The sequence below is a fragment of the Blautia sp. MSJ-19 genome (genome assembly GCF_018918125.1).
In the GTDB taxonomy this organism is placed as follows: Bacteria; Bacillota; Clostridia; order Lachnospirales; family Lachnospiraceae; genus Blautia_A.
On the sequence record NZ_JAHLQA010000035.1, the window covers coordinates 43,254 to 63,294 of the forward strand.

Annotated in this window: 16 protein-coding genes; 3 read left to right on the forward strand and 13 right to left on the reverse strand. The window is 41.0% G+C overall.

What is annotated here, in order from left to right; all coding sequences use genetic code 11:
- Positions 1-10 precede the first annotated feature (10 nt).
- The 9 genes from KQI91_RS12440 to KQI91_RS12480 all read right to left on the reverse strand — a co-directional run bounded on the left by KQI91_RS12440 (position 11) and on the right by KQI91_RS12480 (position 12,712).
- The gene (locus tag KQI91_RS12440; RefSeq protein WP_216393102.1) at positions 11-727 is read right to left on the reverse strand and encodes a sulfite exporter TauE/SafE family protein; all 717 of its coding nucleotides are present in this window, start codon (positions 725-727) and stop codon (positions 11-13) included.
- 250 nt (positions 728-977) lie between these two features.
- Positions 978-2,276 (reverse strand): ABC transporter substrate-binding protein, encoded by a 1,299-nt coding sequence (locus KQI91_RS12445; protein WP_216393103.1) that lies wholly within the window; start codon positions 2,274-2,276, stop codon positions 978-980.
- A gap of 80 nt (positions 2,277-2,356) precedes the next feature.
- Positions 2,357-4,162 (reverse strand): glycoside hydrolase family 43 protein, encoded by a 1,806-nt coding sequence (locus KQI91_RS12450; protein WP_216393104.1) that lies wholly within the window; start codon positions 4,160-4,162, stop codon positions 2,357-2,359.
- Between the two features lie 6 nt (positions 4,163-4,168).
- Positions 4,169-4,972 carry a carbohydrate ABC transporter permease gene (locus KQI91_RS12455; RefSeq protein WP_216393105.1) on the reverse strand — a complete coding sequence of 268 codons (804 nt, stop codon included), beginning with the start codon at positions 4,970-4,972 and terminating at the stop codon, positions 4,169-4,171.
- Between the two features lie 6 nt (positions 4,973-4,978).
- The gene (locus KQI91_RS12460; protein WP_216393106.1) at positions 4,979-5,854 is read right to left on the reverse strand and encodes a carbohydrate ABC transporter permease; all 876 of its coding nucleotides are present in this window, start codon (positions 5,852-5,854) and stop codon (positions 4,979-4,981) included.
- 63 nt (positions 5,855-5,917) lie between these two features.
- Positions 5,918-7,465, reverse strand: coding sequence for a response regulator transcription factor (locus KQI91_RS12465; protein ID WP_216393107.1), 1,548 nt, complete (start codon positions 7,463-7,465; stop codon positions 5,918-5,920).
- On the reverse strand, positions 7,452-9,230 hold the full coding sequence (locus tag KQI91_RS12470; RefSeq protein WP_216393108.1) for a sensor histidine kinase: 1,779 nt from the start codon (positions 9,228-9,230) through the stop codon (positions 7,452-7,454). The genes KQI91_RS12465 and KQI91_RS12470 overlap by 14 nt, the downstream gene beginning before the upstream one ends.
- A 197-nt stretch (positions 9,231-9,427) precedes the next feature.
- Positions 9,428-11,686 carry a hypothetical protein gene (locus KQI91_RS16135; RefSeq protein WP_253288582.1) on the reverse strand — a complete coding sequence of 753 codons (2,259 nt, stop codon included), beginning with the start codon at positions 11,684-11,686 and terminating at the stop codon, positions 9,428-9,430.
- Positions 11,687-11,824: 138 nt separating this feature from the next.
- Positions 11,825-12,712 (reverse strand): putative ABC transporter permease, encoded by an 888-nt coding sequence (locus KQI91_RS12480; protein WP_216393109.1) that lies wholly within the window; start codon positions 12,710-12,712, stop codon positions 11,825-11,827.
- A gap of 241 nt (positions 12,713-12,953) precedes the next feature.
- On the opposite strand from KQI91_RS12480, the gene KQI91_RS12485 reads away from it, so the two are divergent.
- Entirely contained in the window at positions 12,954-14,777 is a 1,824-nt protein-coding gene (locus KQI91_RS12485; protein WP_216393110.1) for an ATP-binding protein, read from the forward strand.
- 23 nt (positions 14,778-14,800) lie between these two features.
- On the opposite strand, the gene KQI91_RS12490 is transcribed toward KQI91_RS12485, so the two are convergent.
- Genes KQI91_RS12490 through KQI91_RS12500 form a run of 3 tightly spaced genes read right to left on the reverse strand, consistent with a single transcriptional unit; the run spans position 14,801 to position 16,951 of the window.
- Entirely contained in the window at positions 14,801-15,643 is an 843-nt protein-coding gene (locus tag KQI91_RS12490) for a 4Fe-4S binding protein (RefSeq protein ID WP_216393111.1), read from the reverse strand.
- A gap of 7 nt (positions 15,644-15,650) precedes the next feature.
- Positions 15,651-15,803: a CD1871A family CXXC motif-containing protein gene (locus tag KQI91_RS12495; protein ID WP_216393112.1), complete on the reverse strand. Its 153-nt coding sequence runs from the start codon at positions 15,801-15,803 to the stop codon at positions 15,651-15,653.
- Positions 15,800-16,951, reverse strand: a complete 1,152-nt coding sequence (locus KQI91_RS12500) for a TlpA family protein disulfide reductase (protein ID WP_216393113.1) — start codon at positions 16,949-16,951, stop codon at positions 15,800-15,802. The genes KQI91_RS12495 and KQI91_RS12500 overlap by 4 nt, the downstream gene beginning before the upstream one ends.
- Positions 16,952-17,241: 290 nt before the next feature.
- Between KQI91_RS12500 and KQI91_RS12505 the strand changes: the two genes are divergently transcribed.
- Positions 17,242-17,919: a response regulator transcription factor gene (locus KQI91_RS12505; protein ID WP_216393114.1), complete on the forward strand. Its 678-nt coding sequence runs from the start codon at positions 17,242-17,244 to the stop codon at positions 17,917-17,919.
- A complete protein-coding gene (locus tag KQI91_RS12510; RefSeq protein WP_216393115.1) occupies positions 17,916-19,094 on the forward strand; it encodes a sensor histidine kinase in 1,179 nt (392 codons plus the stop codon). Before KQI91_RS12505 ends, KQI91_RS12510 begins: the two co-directional genes overlap by 4 nt.
- 34 nt (positions 19,095-19,128) lie before the next feature.
- Here KQI91_RS12510 and KQI91_RS12515 read toward each other — a convergent pair whose 3' ends face one another.
- Positions 19,129-20,031, reverse strand: coding sequence for a DMT family transporter (locus KQI91_RS12515; protein WP_216393116.1), 903 nt, complete (start codon positions 20,029-20,031; stop codon positions 19,129-19,131).
- Between the last annotated feature and the right edge of the window lie 10 nt (positions 20,032-20,041).

Below are 20,041 nucleotides of genomic sequence, written 5' to 3' on the forward strand. Positions count from 1 at the left end.
TCCTTTCTGGTTACAGATTTTTCAGAATAAGTGAAATTCCCGAAAGTACCAACAGCACAGCGGTAAGTCTGCGTACCTTTTTTTCTTCTATTATACTGCTGAATCTGATTCCTGCAAATAGCCCGCACAAAGCAAAAGGAAGAAGCAATATGCTCATTTTTACGGTATCAAAAGTGAGCATATGCATAGTACTGTAAAGGATAATGCGAAATGTATTATCTACAATAAATACAGCACTGATATTTGCCTTGAAGGATTCACTTCCTTCTGTTACACGACTGACGTATGCTGCCAGCAGTGCCCCTACGCCGAACAGACCGCAAAGCACACCAGATAATACACCAATAATGCCCAGCACCACTTTAGATGATTTAACATTTTTATTACCATATTCTCGCAGCAGCATTTCTGCTCCCAGACCGATCACTACTGCTCCAAATATTATTTTAATAACACGGGTATCTACATTTTTGAGCATAAGTGCTCCTGGTATGCTTCCGGCAAGAACCAGCCCGGCAAGAGGCAGATATACCTTTGGATCCAGTTTTTTTCGGTTTTTCCACGTAAGAATCAGATTTGTTGGATACCCCATCAACAAATCGACAGGTGAAATATTGGAATTCACGGTTCCAAAACTCAAAATAGATGTAAATACCAGTGTATTTGCAAATCCACACAGTCCTTTAATGAAATATGCAGCTATTGCTGCAATAAACCACAAATACATATTTTATCTCCATTTCTTCGCATCATTTATGCTGATCTGCTGCTATCTTATTGCTGTTCACAGGCACTATCTTACTACAGATTCCACAATGATGCTTTGCAAAAATGGAAATTCAATTCCCAAAAAAATTCAGCGCATATCTGCTGCAAAGTAAAATTTCACTCTGCAATCAGACCTGCGCTGAAAGTAATCTTGCTATAATCCTATGATCCGATAAAGAAGAACGGCCTTCTTATCTGTATTATTTTGGTCACTGTGCGTCCTGCACATCCTGTACTGTCTGGAGTTCTTCTGCCGGATCTGCACCTGCTGCTACGTTCTGCATAGCAACCTGAATAGCAGTTTCTACTTCGCTGTTAGAGAGTTTTCTGTTTCCAACTGCATTCGACACATAGCTGTTTACTTCATCAATTGACTGCTGCTGAAGGTCTCCGTCTACAGTTCCTGTATAAGAAATGTTTTTGGAAACCGGAGCTCCCTGAAGCTGATTTACCCAATACTGCTGTCCATCACCATTTGCCATAAATTCCACAAATTTCATAGCTGCTTCTTTTTCTTCACAGTCTTTATTAACTGCCATCATGATATCTACACCGGATGTTCCACAGATTGTGCCATCTTCTGTCATAGATGGGAATACGCACATTCCAATTGTATCATTCTGATTTGCGATCTCTGTTCCCTGAATCTCGCTGTTCGTCGGAGATGTTGGTCCGAGATGCCAGGAACCTGTCAGGAAGAATACAGATTTTCTTGCAAAGAAGTACTGGTCACGTGCATCCGGATAAGTTGCAACACCTAATGCTCCATCTTCGAAAATACCATCATTAAACAGATTCTGCCATGCTGTCATTGTATCAACAAAGCACTGGTCTGTCCAAGATCTCTCGCCTTTTTCTGCTTCATAAACAGCACCCTCTTCAAACTCATTGGAAATCTGTACAAACCAGTCAGAGTTTACCCAGTCATCTGCTGCACCTGCTGCCACACATACATAACCATGTTCTTTTGCTTTGGCTGCTGCATCCTTTAATTCCTCATATGTAGTAGGCACTTTTTCGATTCCACATTCATCCATCAGAGTCTTATTATACAAAAGGTCCGTCATTCCGGCTACCAGAAGCGGCATTCCTACAACGGTACCATCCTCTGTTGTACACTGTTCAACAGCGGTATCACTGATCGTATCTTTCCATTCTGCCCAGTATTCATCTGCCAGTCCATTCATATCCTCTGCGAATGGTGCATACTGCTCTTTCATTGCACCTGTCGTCAGTCCAAACAGATCCGGACCTGTACCTGAAGCCATTGCCACCTGCAATTTTTCAAAATAATCATCCTGCTCTGTTCTTGTGTATTCAATTTTAATATCCGGATTCTGCTCCTCAAATACTGCGATCATTTCCTCCGACTGATCAGTTGTAGGAAGCCATGACCAGAAACTTAAGGTAACCTGGTCGTTACTTTCTGCATGCACCGGTACTGCTGCCAGTGACATTGCCATTGCTGCCGCCATAATTACAGAAATCCTTTTTTTCATGTTGCTCATACTACTTACCTCCCTTTACTTTATGAATCCATTTTACTTCATTTATTTTTTCTTCTTACTATAAGTTTTTGCTATTCTGTTCAATTTTTTGTATATCTGTATGAGATCAGCTTCAATCCACAGATATCAACACTGTTTATACCTGTATCTTTTATTTTCTCTCTTTTTTGCAGTTTTCCGTCTACTATAAAATATTCTTCCCCATTCCGTATCTTATGGTAAACAGAATATACCTGTTTTTTATTTTTAACATCCAAAAAGTTCTCTTCACCCTGTTCAAAAGAAATCCTGTTTTTTTCGGCTGTAACTTCAAGAGAAAACTCCTCTGTATAATTTTCAGCATAATAGGAAACAGCTTTCTTCTCAAGTCTTATTTTTCCATCTGCTGATGAAAGCCCATTCTGATCTGCTGTTACTCCCGCCACATTATAAAATGCACTGAGATTTCTCAGCTCTTTTCCTGCAAGTTCTCCATGACAGGTCATGGTAAAATCATGTACTGAAATTTCTGAAAAATATGGACATATGCCTATTGTTCCGGCATTCTCCTGTCTTCTTTCCACCGAAAACAGAATCTCTTTTTCCTCATCTGTTGTTATTCTGTAGTCTGTCAGATTTCTTTGAATACTGATCCTGTGAGGTACCGTATAATCATACTGCTTCGGAAGCTTTTCTTCTTTTATATTTACAAGAATTCCATCCATACAATTCATAACTCGAATTTTGTTTTGTCCGGTATATATCTGCAGTTCCGTATAATTCTTTTCATCCTGATAATCCAGATAAATCCCATACCGGCAGCCCGTATGTTCTTTTTTTCCTGAAATCCAGAATTCTGCTCTGTAAAACAGTTCTCCGTCACATAATATTTCTCTGGAATAAACCTGTTTATTCTGTATCTTTATCTCTGGTTTTTCCGGTGCATGACATGGCTCTGCTGATGGGCCAAAGCAAAACATCTTTTTTCCTGAAAAATACAAAGGATCAATTCTCATTTCCCGTTGCTCTGTTCCAGGTTTCAGTTCTTCCAATGCACTTCTTCCATGATATACGATCCATTCGTCTACCAGATTCGGTGCCTTTGCAACTGTGTTATGTCCGGTTCCCTCAACCAGTGCGTTCTTTCTGAGTAACGGAACCCAGGTATATTCATCCGGATACTTCTCCCATTTCATTTTGGAAGCATGTTTTTTTATCATTGCAACAGTTGTACCAACAAAATAGTCAACATTCTCATATGCATTTGCAGAATATAACATCCAGCACATTCCGTCTCTTACGACAGTGCAGGCACCTTCAATCGTATACCAGTCACGCCCGTCACCAAAACGATCTGCAGCGTAAATCTCCTGTGGTCTGGTCGGCAAGATTACCGGCTTGGGATTTCCCTCAAACTCCCACGGTGATTTCATCTTATCCATAAGAATGCAGGTACCAGATACTTTATCTTCTGTTCCCAGCCAGTCATTGACAGAATACAACATATATAATTCACCATTCCACATAAGCGGATGAGAATCTATAGAAAACTGGTCAAAGAACGTTTTCTGGTATACAAACGGTCCTTCCGGACTATGAGAAACTGCCAGTTTCAGATGCTGCTGATGACAGTCCGGTTCATCTGCCGGTATATTTGAATAATACATATAAAACAATCCGTTCAGATACAGAACTGATGGAGCCCAGTAATGATGATACTCTTTTTCCGAAATACCGTATCCCAGGTACCTCCACTCTGTAAGATCATCGGAAACACTGATTTTTACACCAAATTCATCTGTCGCATAACAATAATATTTCCCACACCATCTCAGCACAAACGGATCTGGATTTGTATGTCTTTTTCCATCCGTAAATGACACTGGATTACAAAATTTCTCAGCCATATGATATCACCCCTTTACAGATCCTGCCGTAATACCTGCTACCAGGAATTTCTGGCTGAACAGATATACAATGATTGATGGTAATGTCAAAAGCATCATGACAGCATAAATACGTGCCACATCTTCCGGACTCTGATAAGTACTGGACATAAAGTACTGCGCTGCGAGCGTAACTGTATAGTTCTTTTCTGAACGCATGACCAGTAACGGCACCAGATAATCGTTCCATGAATAAATAAACGTAAGAACCAGCACATTTGCAATCATCGGAACACTTAATGGAAGCATAAATTCCAGCCAGATACGAAGTGTTGATGCACCATCCATTCTTGCACTTTCCAGAAGTTCGTCCGGAATCGTATCAAAATAGTTCTTGATCATCAAAAGCATCATTGGCGCATTAAACGCTACAAGTGGTACAATAACACCAAATTTACTGTCCAGAAGTCCCAGGCGCTTGATCGTATCAAACAACGGACTTGTAACTGCTGCTACAGGGACTGCAAGACATGCAAGAATTGCTCCATAAATAATTTTCTGACCTCTGAATTTCATTTTTGAAAAGGCAAATGCTGCCAGTGTTGTGATCAGTGCTACAACTACTGCTGTCATAATCGCAATAAACATACTGTTTGCAATTACCCTGAAATAGCTTATTTTTTCATAGGAAAGTACATATTTGTAATTTCCCAGTCCATTGATATTAAAAGATTTTACAAAAGCAATGACAATTGGAAACAGCCAAATCACGGCACATATTATCAGCACAAGATACACAAGTATGCTGGATTTTATTTTTTTACTGCTCATCTGACCTTAATCCTCCTTTCCAAGCTTTATCTGCAGGAATGACATGATCATTGCTATGATCAGAATCGCCACACCAATTGATGCTGCTCCACCCGCATTGAAATCCTTAAATGCTTTTTCATACAAATATGTATTCAGCACCGTAGTAGAACGTCCCGGTCCACCGCCTGTAAGAAGTTTTACAATATCAAATGTCTTTAAAGAACCAACAATACCAAGAATCAGTAATACATTTGTCGTTCCTTTCAGCATTGGGAATGTCACAGATATTGTTGTTCGCCAGAATCCTGCTCCATCTATTTTTGCCGCTTCATAGACATCATCCGGCAGGCTCATAAGTCCTGCATAATATGTGATCATCGAAAATCCCATCCACTGGAATATATTTACAATGATCACAGAAAGTAACGCATAGCGTTTATCACCCAGCCAGCTTACTGCAAACATGTCTAAACCTATCGCTCTGAGAAAATTATTTAAGGTTCCATTCGTCGGATCCATGATAATTTTGAAAATAGCTGTCGTAATGGACGTAGCCATTGCGATAGGCATAAAATAAACTGCCTTAAAAAGATTAGCCCCCGGCAGTTTCCTTTTCAGAAGTACTGCGATCAGGAAACCTACTGCGGCCTGTACAAATACCGTTCCAAAGAAAAAGATGATATTATTTACAACGGCCGTCCAGAACGTTTTGTCCTTCATCAGTTTTGTGTAGTTCTTCAGCCCTACAAAGTTCATGGTGTCTGACATTCCATTCCAGTCTGTAAAACTGGTGATTACAGTCCTTATAATGCAATAATAGATAAGCACAAAGGACAGGATCATTAGTGGCAGGATAAATAAATATGCCGCCCGGTTACTCTTTTTTCCTAACTTGTTCATAACTTCTCCACCTCCGTTAGGATTATTATAGAAAACCGGCGGCATATAAAAGATAACAATTTTTTAAGAAATACTACTGTTTTTTGCTATAAACTCACTTGGAGTCATTCCCTCACTCTCTTTGAATACTTTAAAAAAGTAATTGTAATTTCGAAATCCGGATTTTTCTACGATTTCTTTCATTGAAAGATTGTTTCTTATCAGATAACTTTTGGCTTTACCAAGTCTTCTCCGATTCAGGTATTCTATAAACCGCATACCTGTTTCCTGTTTAAAAGCTTTGCTCAGGTATGTATAACTGCTTCCTGTTTCCTCTGCACAGTTTTCCAGAGAAATTTCCTGTGTATAATTCTTATCCACGTAATCCAGCGTACTTGATACCATATTCGAGTACTCTTTTCTTTTTGATAACTTTCCAATCTCCTGATTATGAAAAACTTCCATGATCCTTCCTCTGAATTCCTCATAAATCTCATATTCTTCAATCTGATTTTCCAGACAGGAGTTTTCTTCTTTTTTGTCACACAGAAGTTTTATAAATTTTTTGCATACTTCCCGGACTTTTTCTATTGGATATCTTTTCTCTTCCATATAGTCAAAAAGCTCTCGAACCGTATCTATTTCGCCGACGATCTGATTTTCCTGTTCATACTTTAACTGATTCCACATTGCCTGTGGAATCGCTTCATCACTGTAAATAATTTTGTTATTCACAGCATAAAATACAATTCTGTTTCCACCCAGATAGAGTTTATCTTTCAGGTGATCTTCCATTTCCTTTCCTTCCTGAATTGCTTTCTCCATTTTGATATGTACTTCTCCGATCAGCATGGTACATGTCAGATCAAGCATCCTGATGATCTGACGTTGCAGCCTGTTGATAAAATTTTTAATTGTGTTGATCATCTGTAAGCTGCTCCTCATTTTATAAAAAGAAAGCAGAATAACAAGATGATATTCCTTGGTCATATATACCAGATATGGAATTTCCTGCCCTAAAAGCTGTGCCAGTATATCCGTTATCGCACCGACTATACCTTTTTTATATTCTGAAGGTCTTACATTTTCTGACAGGTGAAAATCCGGGCTGATTGCCAGTGCTGCAACATTTGAGCACTCGAATGCAATTTTCCCTTCTTCGCATAATCTTTCTATATTTTCCACCGTAAAATCTCTTTTGTCGTAGATGCAATATCCCGTCCTTCGGCATACTGCTGCTTCGTTTGGTATAATTCTGTACTTATCTCTTACCTGATTCAGCGTATCTAACAATCCTTCTTTCGTTAGTTCATGCTTCAGAAGATAATTTGCTGCTCCGTTAACCAGACTTCCTCTTACATAGTCAAAATTATCAAATCCGCTGATTGCTATCACCGGCATAAATTCATTGATAACATGTACCATTCTCATCAGCTCTACGCCATTCACTTCCGGCATCTGCATATCGCACAGCAGAATGTCCGCTTCATTATTTCTGAGCCATTCAAGTGCTGTTTTTCCATCTGAAAAATCACTTACAATTTCATAATCTGAACTGTCGGCTATAAAATTCTTAATCGTATTTCTGCTTGTCAGTTCATCATCCACTACAACCAATTTAATTTTTGCCATATGTATGATCCCCCATTTTCATAAGCATTATATCTTTCTCTTCTGTTCTTTCTGCATATATCACTGGTAAAGTAAAAACAGCCCGCGTATATTTGCCCAGTTCACTCTCATAAGTAAGACCATAATCTTTTCCAAAAAACAGCTGAATTCTCTCTTTTACATTTGGAATACCAATTCCATTAAAATGCTTTCTGTCCTTTACCTGTTTTTCCAGTATCTCTGAGATTTCTTCATCCGTCATTCCATCTCCGTTATCTTCTATCGTCAAAATAAGTTTTTCCTCCGAAAGATGTGAAGATATTTTAATTTTTCCCTCTTTATCAAATCCATTTGGAAGTCCATGATAAATTGCATTTTCCAGAATTGGCTGCAAAATGAAACGAAGGACAAGCAGTTTTTCTGTTCCTTCTTCTATGTCCTTTTCTATAGTGAAATCATAACTTCCACTGTATTCAACGATTCTCAGATAATTATCCAGATAATTCAATTCATCTTTCAACGGTATCATATCTTCTTCCTGGTGCATGACATTCTGCAGCATGCAGTTCAAAGACTGTACCAGCGGCACAATATTATCGGCATGCTGTATTTTTGCCATCCATACAACATTATTTAATACATTTGAAATGAAATGAGGATTAATCTGTGCTTCCAGAAAAGCAATCTCTACCAGTCTCTTCTGTTCTTCTTCCTCAGCAACTTTTTCCATGAGACGCCGTATATGTTCCACCATATGATTAAAAGTACGCCCCATCTGTCCTATTTCATCTTTACTTTTGATTTCATAATGTGCTTCAAGATTTCCCGCAGAAACCTCATGCATCATATTCCGCAGATTCGATATTTCTACAGTCATTCTGGACACAACAATCACTGCCAGTATCGCTGCCGCGATCAAAACAACTACCATCAGAATCATCGTCATATAAACCGTATGATTGATATCTTTCAAATAATAAGCAGACGGAATTGCCATAGTAAACCGCCAGTCGACATTTTCGGCTTCTGAAGTATTATATACAAAACCCTTCTCAGGATTTTCCGCATCCAGGATCGCATCTCCACAATTTGAAAAAATAATGGACTGGTTATCATTAATAACCTGAAAATGACTTCCTTCCGGAAGATTGGATGCAAACATCTTTTCAATCACGCCATAATCAAAATACAGTACTACATATCCCACAGGCTGTCTCTTATGATCAAGTATTGCCCTTACCACAGGCACAACATAATCACTCGAAAGAGTTGATTTCCCACCTTCAACATGAATCGGATCCATCAGAATTATATTTGTCTTTAAATCTTCCTGATCCAGCTGCAGGATATTCTGGTATATTTCATTATGGTCCTGCATTAAATAAGATGTTGAAAAAACACAGTCTGAATCTACTACTATCGTAATTCCTACAATGTAATATTTATAACCGTTCATACCGGCTATAAAATCCGAAATTGTACGTTTATTTTTCAGATATTCCTGATTCCACTGGCCGCTTTCTGTTTTTATTTCTTTATTCTTCAGATTCTGAACAGGACGTATGATATTTTTTTCATTGAGAGAAATCATCGTCGCCATATAAGACGTATCTACCAGCAGATACTCAAATGCCTGATAGGCATCTTTCATGGCACTCTGCGATATATCATCCAGATACTTGTCTGTCATCCGATTTGTACTGCTGTACCATGCCAGATTGATCAGAATTCCATTTGACAATAAAACAATCAAAACAACCAGTAAGATTTTGTTTCTGATTTTCATACTCTCCCACCTTACGTTTTTTCTTATAGTATAGCATTCATATATCAATTATTTTATATATTTTCTTATTATTTACTCTGTTTTTTTGCCATGATATGAACTGCGAACGACAAAAAAGTGTGCAGTTTATCACATAAGCCGGACTTATGCTGATAATCCACACACTTTTTAATGATCTTCAAAAATCAAATTTTCTTTTATTGTTCCTGTGCACTGTTGAATAGTTCTTCCAGAGTTTCTTTCTCCTCCTGCAGTACTTTCAGTACGTACTTGTCAAAATGTCTTGCGTCCTGTGTTGTGGAGCCGAATTCGTAAGTTTCCTGACCGTAATCTATAACATCAAAACCTGGTGTCGCTTTGCTGGCTCCTTTTGTTCTATAGGAAGCGGCATCTGCCAGGGTAAATTTCACCTCTCCGTCTTCATAAGATGCCCAGCTGCTGATATCTGTTCCTGTTGCTTCTGTGGCAGTTCCGTTTTGTGTCTGGGTCTGTGCCTCTGCTTTTGTTACTTCTGCTGCTCCTTCTACATATTTTCCATACATTTCGTCAACATAAAGTGCCAGTGATTCTCCGAAGATTTCAGACGGAACGTGTCCGCCGTCCCACTGCCATTCGAGTTCTGCATCTGTTCCGCTGTTAAGCCATGCAATCTGCATATTCATGGACGCAAACAGCGACATATCGCCTTCGGATGCACCCATTACAATTCTGGTCCATGTCGGGCTTTCTGTGTCTTCGTCTCCAATATAGTTAAGCGGATTATACAGATCTACAATATTATTTCCGTATTTATCGCCATCCTCGATAGAGGCAATATCGCTTTCATAAGACTCCAGCATTTCTTCATAGCTGCTGTAGTCCACGGAATCTGTTTTTGAATCTGCTGACTGCGTTGTTCCGGCATCTGGAGTTCCGACTTCGTCTCCCATTCCACTTGTGACCAGCTCATCCTCCTGTTTATTCTCGTCAGGAGTTTTTCCATCCGGCATATCTCCGTCCGGTCCATTCCCATCCGGTGCTCCGTCCGGTTTTTCTCCATCTGGGCCGTTTCCATCCGGTGCTCCTTCCGGCTTTTCTCCAGCCGGTCCGTTTCCATCTGGCATTCCGCCGCCAGGACCCGCATTTTGCCCGGACTCTCCTTTGGCATATCGCCCTTCCAGAAATGCCTGGGCTTTTTCTTCTGTTGTCATCTGTGCCACACTCTCATCACTGAGCGCATTTCCATCACTGTCAAACCATGTCCAGTCATCTGCATAATCCAGATTTTCCAGATACCACTCCAGATTTTTTTCGAATTCTTTCAGATAAAGAGTAAGATAAGTTCCGCCGTATCCGTTGGTATCTGCATATTTTTCTTCATCATATTCTATCGTCAGGTCTACTACATCATCTTTGTCGCCGTCTTCATTTATGTCAATGTTTACTGCTGACTCACTGATACTCAGATTCTGTGCATTAATATAATCCATATATTCTTCTGATAGATATTCTGCCATTTTTTTCTGGAAATCTGTGTTGAATTCATAGTCTGTGTCGAGATAATACTCAAATGCCATCGCCATATCTGCTTCCTGCAGAGAAGTAATCGCACTGTATGCCACGCATCCCCAGACGCCATCTGAAATTTCAGCATCTACGGATTCCAGTGCCTCAGAATAGCTTCTATCTTCATTTTGATAAATACCAACAGCCCCTGCTTCTGCCTCATATGGAAAATAATCCGAATTGTCAGAAGTTGCAGCTACCATTGCTGCATGAGCTCCTCCGCCGGAACCTCCGGTAGATACAAAATACTCTGTATTTCCCGGGAGGTTTCCAAGGATAATATTATATTTTACAAAACGGATTGCATTTTTCTGATCGACCAGACAGAGCGGTGCATCACCTGTGTAATATTCCTCTCCATCCTCATCTGTTGCTGTGCTCTGTTTTCCACGGTTTCCGCACGCTACATTTATATAGCCATATGCGGCATTACTGGAAGATGCCTTTTGATTTTCCTGTGCACTGTACCCTGCTGCTCCTGTGTTTATAATAACCGGGGCAGTTGATGCAGTATAAGTCTGTCCATTCGCGTTTGTAATTTCTGCGGTATCATCTATAACAAGCTGACCCTTTACTTCTTCAGAATATGTTTCTCCTGTCACATCCTCCGTGCCGTCTCCGTCTGTGTCAATTCCTTTTACATATGCACCGGGAACATTTACAGAAACACCCTGATAGTCCGGCAGCTCCGGATTTGCAACTGCACTTGTCACAGACATGGTCCAGGAATCAGACTGGCTGTCATAGCTCCACGTAATTTCATCATTGTTGGCCATATTCAAAGTACTCTCAATTGTACTCTGATCTGTTTCACTCACCTGTGCTGCACTTACATTTCCAACTCCATATACTGTGGTTCCCATGAGCATTGTTACTGCTGATATTATTGCGGTTATCTGCTTTCTTTTCATATATTAATGTCCTTTCTCGAATATTACGATCGTCACTTTTCTTTACGGACACGATTATATGAAAAAAACCTTAGATTTTCCTTAAAAAGTTATTCGCTTTCAGGAAAAATCATAAGGTTTTCACATTTCTGTTACTATTTATTTCAGTTTCTTCTTCAGTTCCTGGATCAGTTCAAAGTAATCTCTGTGTTTCATCTCAGGGAAAGCTTTGATGATTCGACCCTGACCAAATACAGTATGGTTTGTGATGGAACCGGACAGTTCATCAAACTGTGCCTGAAGTTCTGCTTTTTTCATGCGAAGCATTTCAATCGATTTGTCTTTCTGGGCGATCGTAGCATCTCGTAATTCAGCTTTTGCAAGTGCCGCCTGTACCTTACCTTCGCCGACTTTCTGTGCGGTGTCGATCGTGGTTGTCGCCAGAGTATTGCTGAGTTTATCGCTTACGATCCTAAGATCTGAGCTGACTTTATCCAGCCTGGTAAGTTTCTTGTTCAGTCCACGGATCACTGCTACCGTCACAACAAAGTCTGCAAAATACGCAGCGTACAAAATTGCCATCACAACCCATTCCCATGTTGCAGGTGTATGTGATGCCTGATTCTCCACATATTTCTGGAAAACTTTTACGACCATAACGATTGCAAGTCCCCAGATCAGTGAAAACTCCAGGCAGATATATCCGTGAAAATTCAGCGGTTTATCTGAATAATCCCACCATCTTGCATGGAAGCAAACATCAAGCAGCCATCCGGCAATCAGCTCTACTGCTGTTGCAAGGACAAATCCAAAAACAAAGATCATGCCCTCACTCATCTGGTGTCCGCCACTCTGGATCGTATTAAGCAGTGCAAAAACAGAGAGCACGCCAAATCCATAGACCGGGCAGACCGGACCATTCAGGAACCCCCTGTTTATAACCTTTCCAAGAGTTACCGCATGGAAAATAACTTCAACGACCCATCCTCCAAAAGAATAAAACAAAAAATACAGGCATATCTGAAAATATGTCATTCCACAGATCATTGCTTACTCCTCCTCTTCTATTTTTTAATGCAAGTAGATTCATTATATCAGATAAACGGTCCAAACGCATTTGATTTTGCTCCAAATTTTATTTCAGATTTCTGTAAGGTAAAAATATAGATGAAATTTCTGCCTGGAAAAGATATAATAGAGACAGGAAAAAGACTTATTTTTCATTAGCCCGCACATACAATTCCAAAATATTCAGGAAGGAAAAACCTCTGAGCAGGTATAAAACCGTATGAAAAAACTCTTATCAAAATCCGCTCAGCTTCTGTTGTACGGAGGACTGAAAAGAGAGCAGTACAAACTGATCTCTGCCGAAATCACAGAAGCAAACCGCAAAAGTATATCTGTCCTCTCATTTGCCTGCCTGCTTGTCTTTGCTCTGCGCTTATGTCTGAAATACTCCAGGGTGCCTGACAGCAATCAAATTGTATTTATGGCCGGCATTATTTTATTCGGCGTCCTTGCTCTGGCAAATACCATTATAAAAAATGCTCCATACCTGGTTCATATATCTGCATATCTTTTTATGACCTTTTATCTTGGTATAGGAATTCTTTCTTCTATTGGTGAAGGAAGCATCCGTGAGCGCACTACTTTATATCTTGTATTTATCGTTGTTGCACCAATGCTTTTTGCGCTGAACGCACTGGAGATCGCTGTAGTCGTAATACCTGCTGAAATCATTTATCTGCTTCTGATCGGTAAATATCAGTCTGGTTATGCTGTATATGCAACGAACAAAGGCAATTCCCTGTTTTTTGCCATTACAGGACTCCTGCTCGGTATTTATATGACCAACAGAAAAATTTCCGGTATTTACAGCACTTATATGAGTGCACGTGCAGAAGAGATCAAAGCACTGAACATCGAACTTGATGCAAACCGAAGAGAACTCCAGAAAGCTCTTGTTTCTGCCGAAAATGCAAATCGCGCAAAAACTTCCTTTCTGAACAGTATGTCTCATGATATCAGAACTCCTATGAATGCGATCATCGGTTTTACAACCCTGGCTAAAACTCATATAGATGATCAGGAGCTGGTCAGCGATTATCTTGACAAAATTTCCGTATCCAGTCAGCACCTTCTCTCGCTGATCAACGATGTTCTTGATATGAGCCGCATCGAAAGCGGTAAGGTAAAAATCGAAGAAAAACCTTTAAGTCTTTCTGAACTCGTTCATGATATTCAAACGATCAGTCAGGCTGGTGTTTCTTCCAGACAACTGGATTTTAAGATCAATACAGAATTGGTTGTTCATGATACAATTGTCGGAGACAGTCTTCGGATTCATCAGATTTTGTTGAATATCATCGGAAATGCTGTTAAATTTACTCCAGCCGGAGGTGAAGTCAGCTTTACCATCATCGAAAAAGACACTGCACCTTCCGGTTATGCGGACTATGAATTTCATATTCGTGATACCGGAATTGGCATGAGTAAGGAATTTCAGAAGCACATTTTTGAAGCATTTTCCCGAGAAGAAACTGCCACAGTCAGCAGGATACAGGGAACTGGTCTTGGAATGTCCATTACCAAAAATCTCATTGATCTTATGAATGGTTCTGTCACAGTTGACAGTGAAGAGGGAAAAGGTACTGAATTCACTGTATTCCTCCGCTTCGCTGTCTGTGATACCATAATCCAGACTTCACCGGATCCAGCCCCTGATTTTACAGGTAAAAAGATTCTTCTTGTAGAAGACAATGAACTGAACAGAGAAATCGCAGAATCAATCCTTGCAGATAATGGATTTACTGTAGATACCGCCTTCAACGGCATAGAAGCTGTCTCCCAAATACAGAGTACAGCCGGAGACACATATGATCTGATTCTGATGGATATTCAGATGCCAGGTATGAACGGGTATGAAGCTACCAGACAAATCCGCTCCATGAAAGATCCGGTTCGTTCCAGTATTCCGATCATTGCCATGACTGCCAACGCTTTTGCCGAAGACAGGCAGGCAGCACTGGATGCCGGTATGAATGAGCATATCGCCAAACCTGTCGATGTTCAGAAATTACTGAAAATACTCAGCCAATGCAGACGGGATTAATATTGACCCGTCTGCATTCATTTTTATCTCTTTATTCCACACTGAATTGCCTGTGTCGGACAGGCTTTTCTGCATCTTCCACAGCGGATGCACTCCGCACTGTTCGGGTTTTCCACAGGATTGACTTCCATCTGGCAGGCTTTTGCACATTTTCCACAATGAACGCATTTGTCCTGATCTACGCGATAGCGAAAAACAGACACTTTATTGAATACTGAATAAAAAGCTCCCAGCGGGCAGATATATTTACAGAATGGTCGATATATCATAATGGCAAGAATGACAGTGATTACCAGAATCGCATTTTTCCATATGTAAAGCCATCCTACCGCACTTCGCATGGACTTGTTCAGCAATACCAGCGGAAGTCCGCCCTCCAGAGTTCCTGCCGGACAGATCAGTTTACAGAAATATGGTGCTCCCTGTCCCATGATATCTACCACAAACATTGGAAGTAAAATCACAAATACAAGAAAGATTATGTATTTCAGCCTGCGGAGCAGTTTATCCCCGCGAAATGTCCGAATCTTCTTTGGAAATGGAATCTTATTGAGCAGATCCTGAATCAGTCCAAATGGGCAGAGAAATCCACAGACCAGTCTGCCAAGTAATGCTCCGACAAAGATCAGAAAGCCCACTACATAATATGCCATTTTGAAGTTCCAGCTTCCGATCACAGCCTGAAGAGATCCTATCGGACAGGCTCCTGTCGCTCCGGGGCAGGAATAGCAGTTCAGCCCCGGAACACAGGCATTTTTTAATTTTCCGGTATAAATCTTGCCGGTCACAAATCCGGACAGATGACTGTTTGTCAGCAAGGTCCATAATGCCTGGATTCCATGACGCGGCCACTCATTTATTTTCATTTTCTTATTATCCAATTCCGATACACTCCATGCAGATATTGATTGCTTTTGTAAAAACGACAGACATTTCACCTCTGTGGATTCCAAAAATCATCAGAAGGATTCCACAGATCATTAAAACAACTCCTGTCCATTTTGTTTCTGTTAACTTTTTTATCATAATTTATCAAATTCCTTTTTTACAATATCTTCCCACTCACTCAGGCTGTGACTTCCTGTATAAGTATCACCCACGATGTTTCCGTTCTTATCCACAAAGAAAGTTTCCGGGAATGCGGCAACTCCATTTAAGCGTCCGTTCATCATCGTAGAATCCGGGATCAGGAACGGATAGGAAGCTTTTGTTTTTTCCCTGAGGATTTCTGCTTTTTTCACTGTATCTTCATCCTGATTGCCATCTGCATCTACTGTATCAAGAACTACTCCGACAACTCCAATTCCACTGTCCTTCATTTCCTGATAAAGTTTTTCCAGTTCCGGGATTTCATTGACGCACGGAGAACACCAGGTGGTAAAGATATTCACCAGTGTCAGGTCATAGTCGCTGAACACTTTTTCTGTATAGGTATCGCCACCGATTCCGGTTGTTTCAAAACTTCCTACAGAAGTGGCATCTGCTGAATTGCCGTTTGTGTCCTGTGGTGTTTCAAATACAGAAATCTGCTGGAACGGTGTCATATCTGTGATCGTTGCATCAATTTCTTCGATTTCATTTCTCAATGTTTCATCCGCATCTTTGTTGATGCTCAGATAATATTTGTATTTTCCGTCACTGCTGCTCCCCAGTTCTTTGTGATCTGTGCAGCCTGTGATCTCGTCCAGTTTTTCCTGAGACTCTTCGTCATACATGCCGAGCACGCCGACTTTTACAAGACTGTCTCTCCATTCATCATATCCGGTTCCGATCTTGTCAACTTCTGCTTCTTTCTGTTCCTCTGTCATCTCACACCAACTGAAATATGCATATTTTACTGCATCTGCATTGGCTGTCCAGTCTTCATTCGTAACCATCGCAATACTCTGCTCTTCCATCTGTTTCAGCAGATCTTTCGGAAGTGAAAATTTCAGTCCCATAAAACCATATTCATAAGAATCCTGCACCGGTACAGTTGTCTCTGATGGTTTAAATGTTCCTGCGATCAGATCTGATGAGATCGCATCTCCGTCCATTGTGATCACTTCTCCCTCTGTATCTGCGATTTCTGTCTCTGTGCTTTCCGCTGCCATTACCGATACACTGCCAAATGAGGAAATCCCCAATACTGCGGCCGCCATAAGTGCTGTGATTTTCTGCATTCTGAATTTCATGATCTATATTCTCCCTTCAGTTGATTCCATTCTCTTTTTTTACTGTATGAGCTGTGCTCACTGCGATTACTACAGACAGAACTATACCATACTGTCTATAAAATTGGTGTTAAGAAAATACGAAAATAAAATTTTTTAATCCAAATAATGATTTCAATTAAATAAGTGATTTTTTTACAGGAATTTTATATGTGACATGATATGATATGATAATATCAGATAAAATTATAAAAGCATCTGATACAAAGCAGACAATTCTCAAGTATCACCACACAAAAAGGAGATTTTACATGCACATATTAATAATAGAAGACGAACAGCAGCTCTGCCTCTCTGTCGCAGAAGGACTTCGTATGAATGGATATGAAACAGACACCTGTTTTGACGGAAACGAAGGTCTGGAATTATGTATGACAGAAAGCTATGACCTGATCCTTCTTGATCTGAATCTTCCGGGAATTGACGGACTGGAAATCCTGCGGCAGTTTCGAATGTCAGACAGTACAACTCCTGTTCTGATTCTTTCTGCCCGCGGACAGATTCAGGACAAAGTAGAAGGACTGGACCTTGGTGCCAACGACTACCTCACCAAGCCATTCCACTTCGAAGAGCTGGAAGCCAGAATCCGAAGCCTCACCCGGAGAAAATTTATCCAGGAAGATGTCTGCCTGAAATGCGGACGAATCACCTTCGACACCCGTACCCGAAAAGCCAGTGCAGACGACACACCACTTTCCCTGACACGAAAAGAAGGTGCTCTTCTGGAATACTTTCTGCTCCACCAGGGCCGGATCATCAGCCCGGAAGAAATGATCGAACATCTCTGGGACGGAAGTGTCAACAGCTTCAGCAATTCCATACGTGTCCATATTTCTTCTCTTCGCAAAAAACTTCGTACTGCCCTTGGCTTCGATCCTATCCAGAACAAAATTGGTCAGGGCTATATTCTGATGGAGGACATGCAATGAAAAATTTTTCAAAAAAACTTTCCCTGCAGTGGCGGCTGACACTGGTCATCACCCTGCTTGTAAGCGTCACCTGCATATTGATGTACTTTTTTATCAGTCGTTCGGCAGTCACTGGAATGGAAAATCTGGAAAATTATATCGTACAGGTCGATGAAACCGGCTCCGAGCCGATTACTTTTCATGTAGACCCGGCCGTATTATTCCCGGATCTTTCTGATCAGGTACAGTCAACCAAAGACCTGTTCCGCATCAGAAGCATAATTGCTACCGGGATCATCATTCTCCTGAGCAGTATCGGAACTTATTTTATCAGCCGCCATGCGCTGTCTCCTTTACATGAGCTCAGTACGAAAATTGAGAAAATACAGGCACAGAATCTTTCAGAATCTCTGGAAATCCCAGAGAGCAACGATGCGATTTCTCATCTGACTGCTTCTTTTAATGAAATGCTCTCCCGTCTGGATGATGCATTTACCGCTCAGAAGCAGTTTTCTGCCAGTGCCGCACATGAGCTTCGGACACCTCTTGCTGTCATGCAGACAAATCTAGAGGTTTTTGCCCGAAAAAAAGAACCTTCTACAGAGGAATACCGGGAAATTTTTTCCATGGTTCAGGAACAGACCGGACGGCTTTCTCATCTGGCAGAAGTTCTTCTCGATATGACCGGTATTCAGACAGTTGAACGCTCTGAGACAATTTCTCTGGCAGAACTTACAGAAGAGGTTTTCTGCGATCTGGCTTCAGTGGCTGAGCAGAAACAGATTGAACTGATTCAGAGAGATGGTGACTGTACTGTTACCGGAAGTTATCTTCTGCTCTACCGTGCTGTGTATAATCTTGTGGAAAATGCGATCAAATATAACCATTCTTCGGGAAAAGTAACGGTAAATATCCATCCGGGAAAAGCTGTTCTGGCTGCTGCTTCACAGCCTCATCCGGCAGACTGTGCTTTCGTCGAAATCTCTGACACCGGCATTGGTATCCCGCCTGAATATCAGGAAAAAATCTTCGCCCCGTTTTTCCGCGTAGACAAATCCCGAAGCCGTGCCATGGGCGGTGCCGGCCTTGGACTCGCCCTCGTAACCGAAATTGCCAGGCAGCATGGCGGACAGGTAAAAGTACTCGAAAGTAATGCGAAAGGCAGCACGATCGCACTCATGCTGCCCATAAAATAGTCCATAAAGCCACTGGAGACGGAGTTGAATGCCATCAAACTCCGTCCCCGGTGGGTTTTCTTTTCTGTGAGATCACCAGTCCCACAAAGATCAGCGCAGATCCGATCACAGATACTACGGTCATTTTTTCGTGAAGCACCAGCATGGACAGTACTACCGTCACTACCGGTGAAACATAAATATACACGCTTGTCTTCACCGCACCGATCCATTTCGTGGAAAGATTCCAGAGCAGGAATCCTACCGCACTTGCAAAGAGTCCCAGAAACAGGAAGTTGGAAAGCACTTCCGGTTTCATCATAAGTTCCGGCTTCCAGGAAGCCTTCTGCTGGATCAGCACCGGGATTAAGAAGAGAATTCCATAGAAATAAATTCTCCTGGTAACTGCAACTGTCGGATAATCCCATTCTCCAATCTTCTTAATCAACGTAGAATAGCATCCCCATGAGATCATTGCAATAAATGCCAGGCCATCTCCCATTGGATTAAGCTGAAAATTCTTCTGTCCATTCAAGCTGATCAGAATGACTCCTGCGATCGCAACTACAAATCCTATGTAGAAATAGATCCCTGACTTTTCATTCTTAAAAAAGATTCCTGCTATTACCGCCACAAAAAACGGTGCACACGCAACGATGATCCCTACATTGGATGCATACGTCATTGTCAGGGCAGTATTCTCCAGCATAAAATACATCACAATCCCAAACAGTCCTGCTCCCGCAAAAGCCAGTTCCTGTCTGGGATTCTTCAGTTTCAGATGATGTGGATAAAATATAAGCAATGCCAGGAAGGCCAGCACTGCACGTGTAAATAATACTTCTACAGGTAAGAAATATTTCAGAAGTACTTTTGTGGATACAAAGGTTGCTCCCCACATGATCTGCGTTCCACATGCAAGGACATGCCCTAATATCTGTTTTTTGTCATTTGCCATTACGAAACCT

Coding starts and splice junctions, on each gene's coding strand:
- KQI91_RS12495 (WP_216393112.1), bottom strand. CDS start 15,803: ATGATAAAAAAGTTAACAGAAACAAAATGGACAGGAGTTGTTTTAATG.
- KQI91_RS12450 (WP_216393104.1), bottom strand. CDS start 4,162: ATGGCTGAGAAATTTTGTAATCCAGTGTCATTTACGGATGGAAAAAGA.
- KQI91_RS12490 (WP_216393111.1), bottom strand. CDS start 15,643: ATGAAAATAAATGAGTGGCCGCGTCATGGAATCCAGGCATTATGGACC.
- KQI91_RS12500 (WP_216393113.1), bottom strand. CDS start 16,951: ATGAAATTCAGAATGCAGAAAATCACAGCACTTATGGCGGCCGCAGTA.
- KQI91_RS12445 (WP_216393103.1), bottom strand. CDS start 2,276: ATGAGCAACATGAAAAAAAGGATTTCTGTAATTATGGCGGCAGCAATG.
- KQI91_RS12515 (WP_216393116.1), bottom strand. CDS start 20,031: ATGGCAAATGACAAAAAACAGATATTAGGGCATGTCCTTGCATGTGGA.
- KQI91_RS16135 (WP_253288582.1), bottom strand. CDS start 11,686: ATGAAAAGAAAGCAGATAACCGCAATAATATCAGCAGTAACAATGCTC.
- KQI91_RS12440 (WP_216393102.1), bottom strand. CDS start 727: ATGTATTTGTGGTTTATTGCAGCAATAGCTGCATATTTCATTAAAGGA.
- KQI91_RS12505 (WP_216393114.1), top strand. CDS start 17,242: ATGCACATATTAATAATAGAAGACGAACAGCAGCTCTGCCTCTCTGTC.
- KQI91_RS12510 (WP_216393115.1), top strand. CDS start 17,916: ATGAAAAATTTTTCAAAAAAACTTTCCCTGCAGTGGCGGCTGACACTG.
- KQI91_RS12480 (WP_216393109.1), bottom strand. CDS start 12,712: ATGATCTGTGGAATGACATATTTTCAGATATGCCTGTATTTTTTGTTT.
- KQI91_RS12460 (WP_216393106.1), bottom strand. CDS start 5,854: ATGAACAAGTTAGGAAAAAAGAGTAACCGGGCGGCATATTTATTTATC.
- KQI91_RS12465 (WP_216393107.1), bottom strand. CDS start 7,465: ATGGCAAAAATTAAATTGGTTGTAGTGGATGATGAACTGACAAGCAGA.
- KQI91_RS12455 (WP_216393105.1), bottom strand. CDS start 4,972: ATGAGCAGTAAAAAAATAAAATCCAGCATACTTGTGTATCTTGTGCTG.
- KQI91_RS12470 (WP_216393108.1), bottom strand. CDS start 9,230: ATGAAAATCAGAAACAAAATCTTACTGGTTGTTTTGATTGTTTTATTG.
- KQI91_RS12485 (WP_216393110.1), top strand. CDS start 12,954: ATGAAAAAACTCTTATCAAAATCCGCTCAGCTTCTGTTGTACGGAGGA.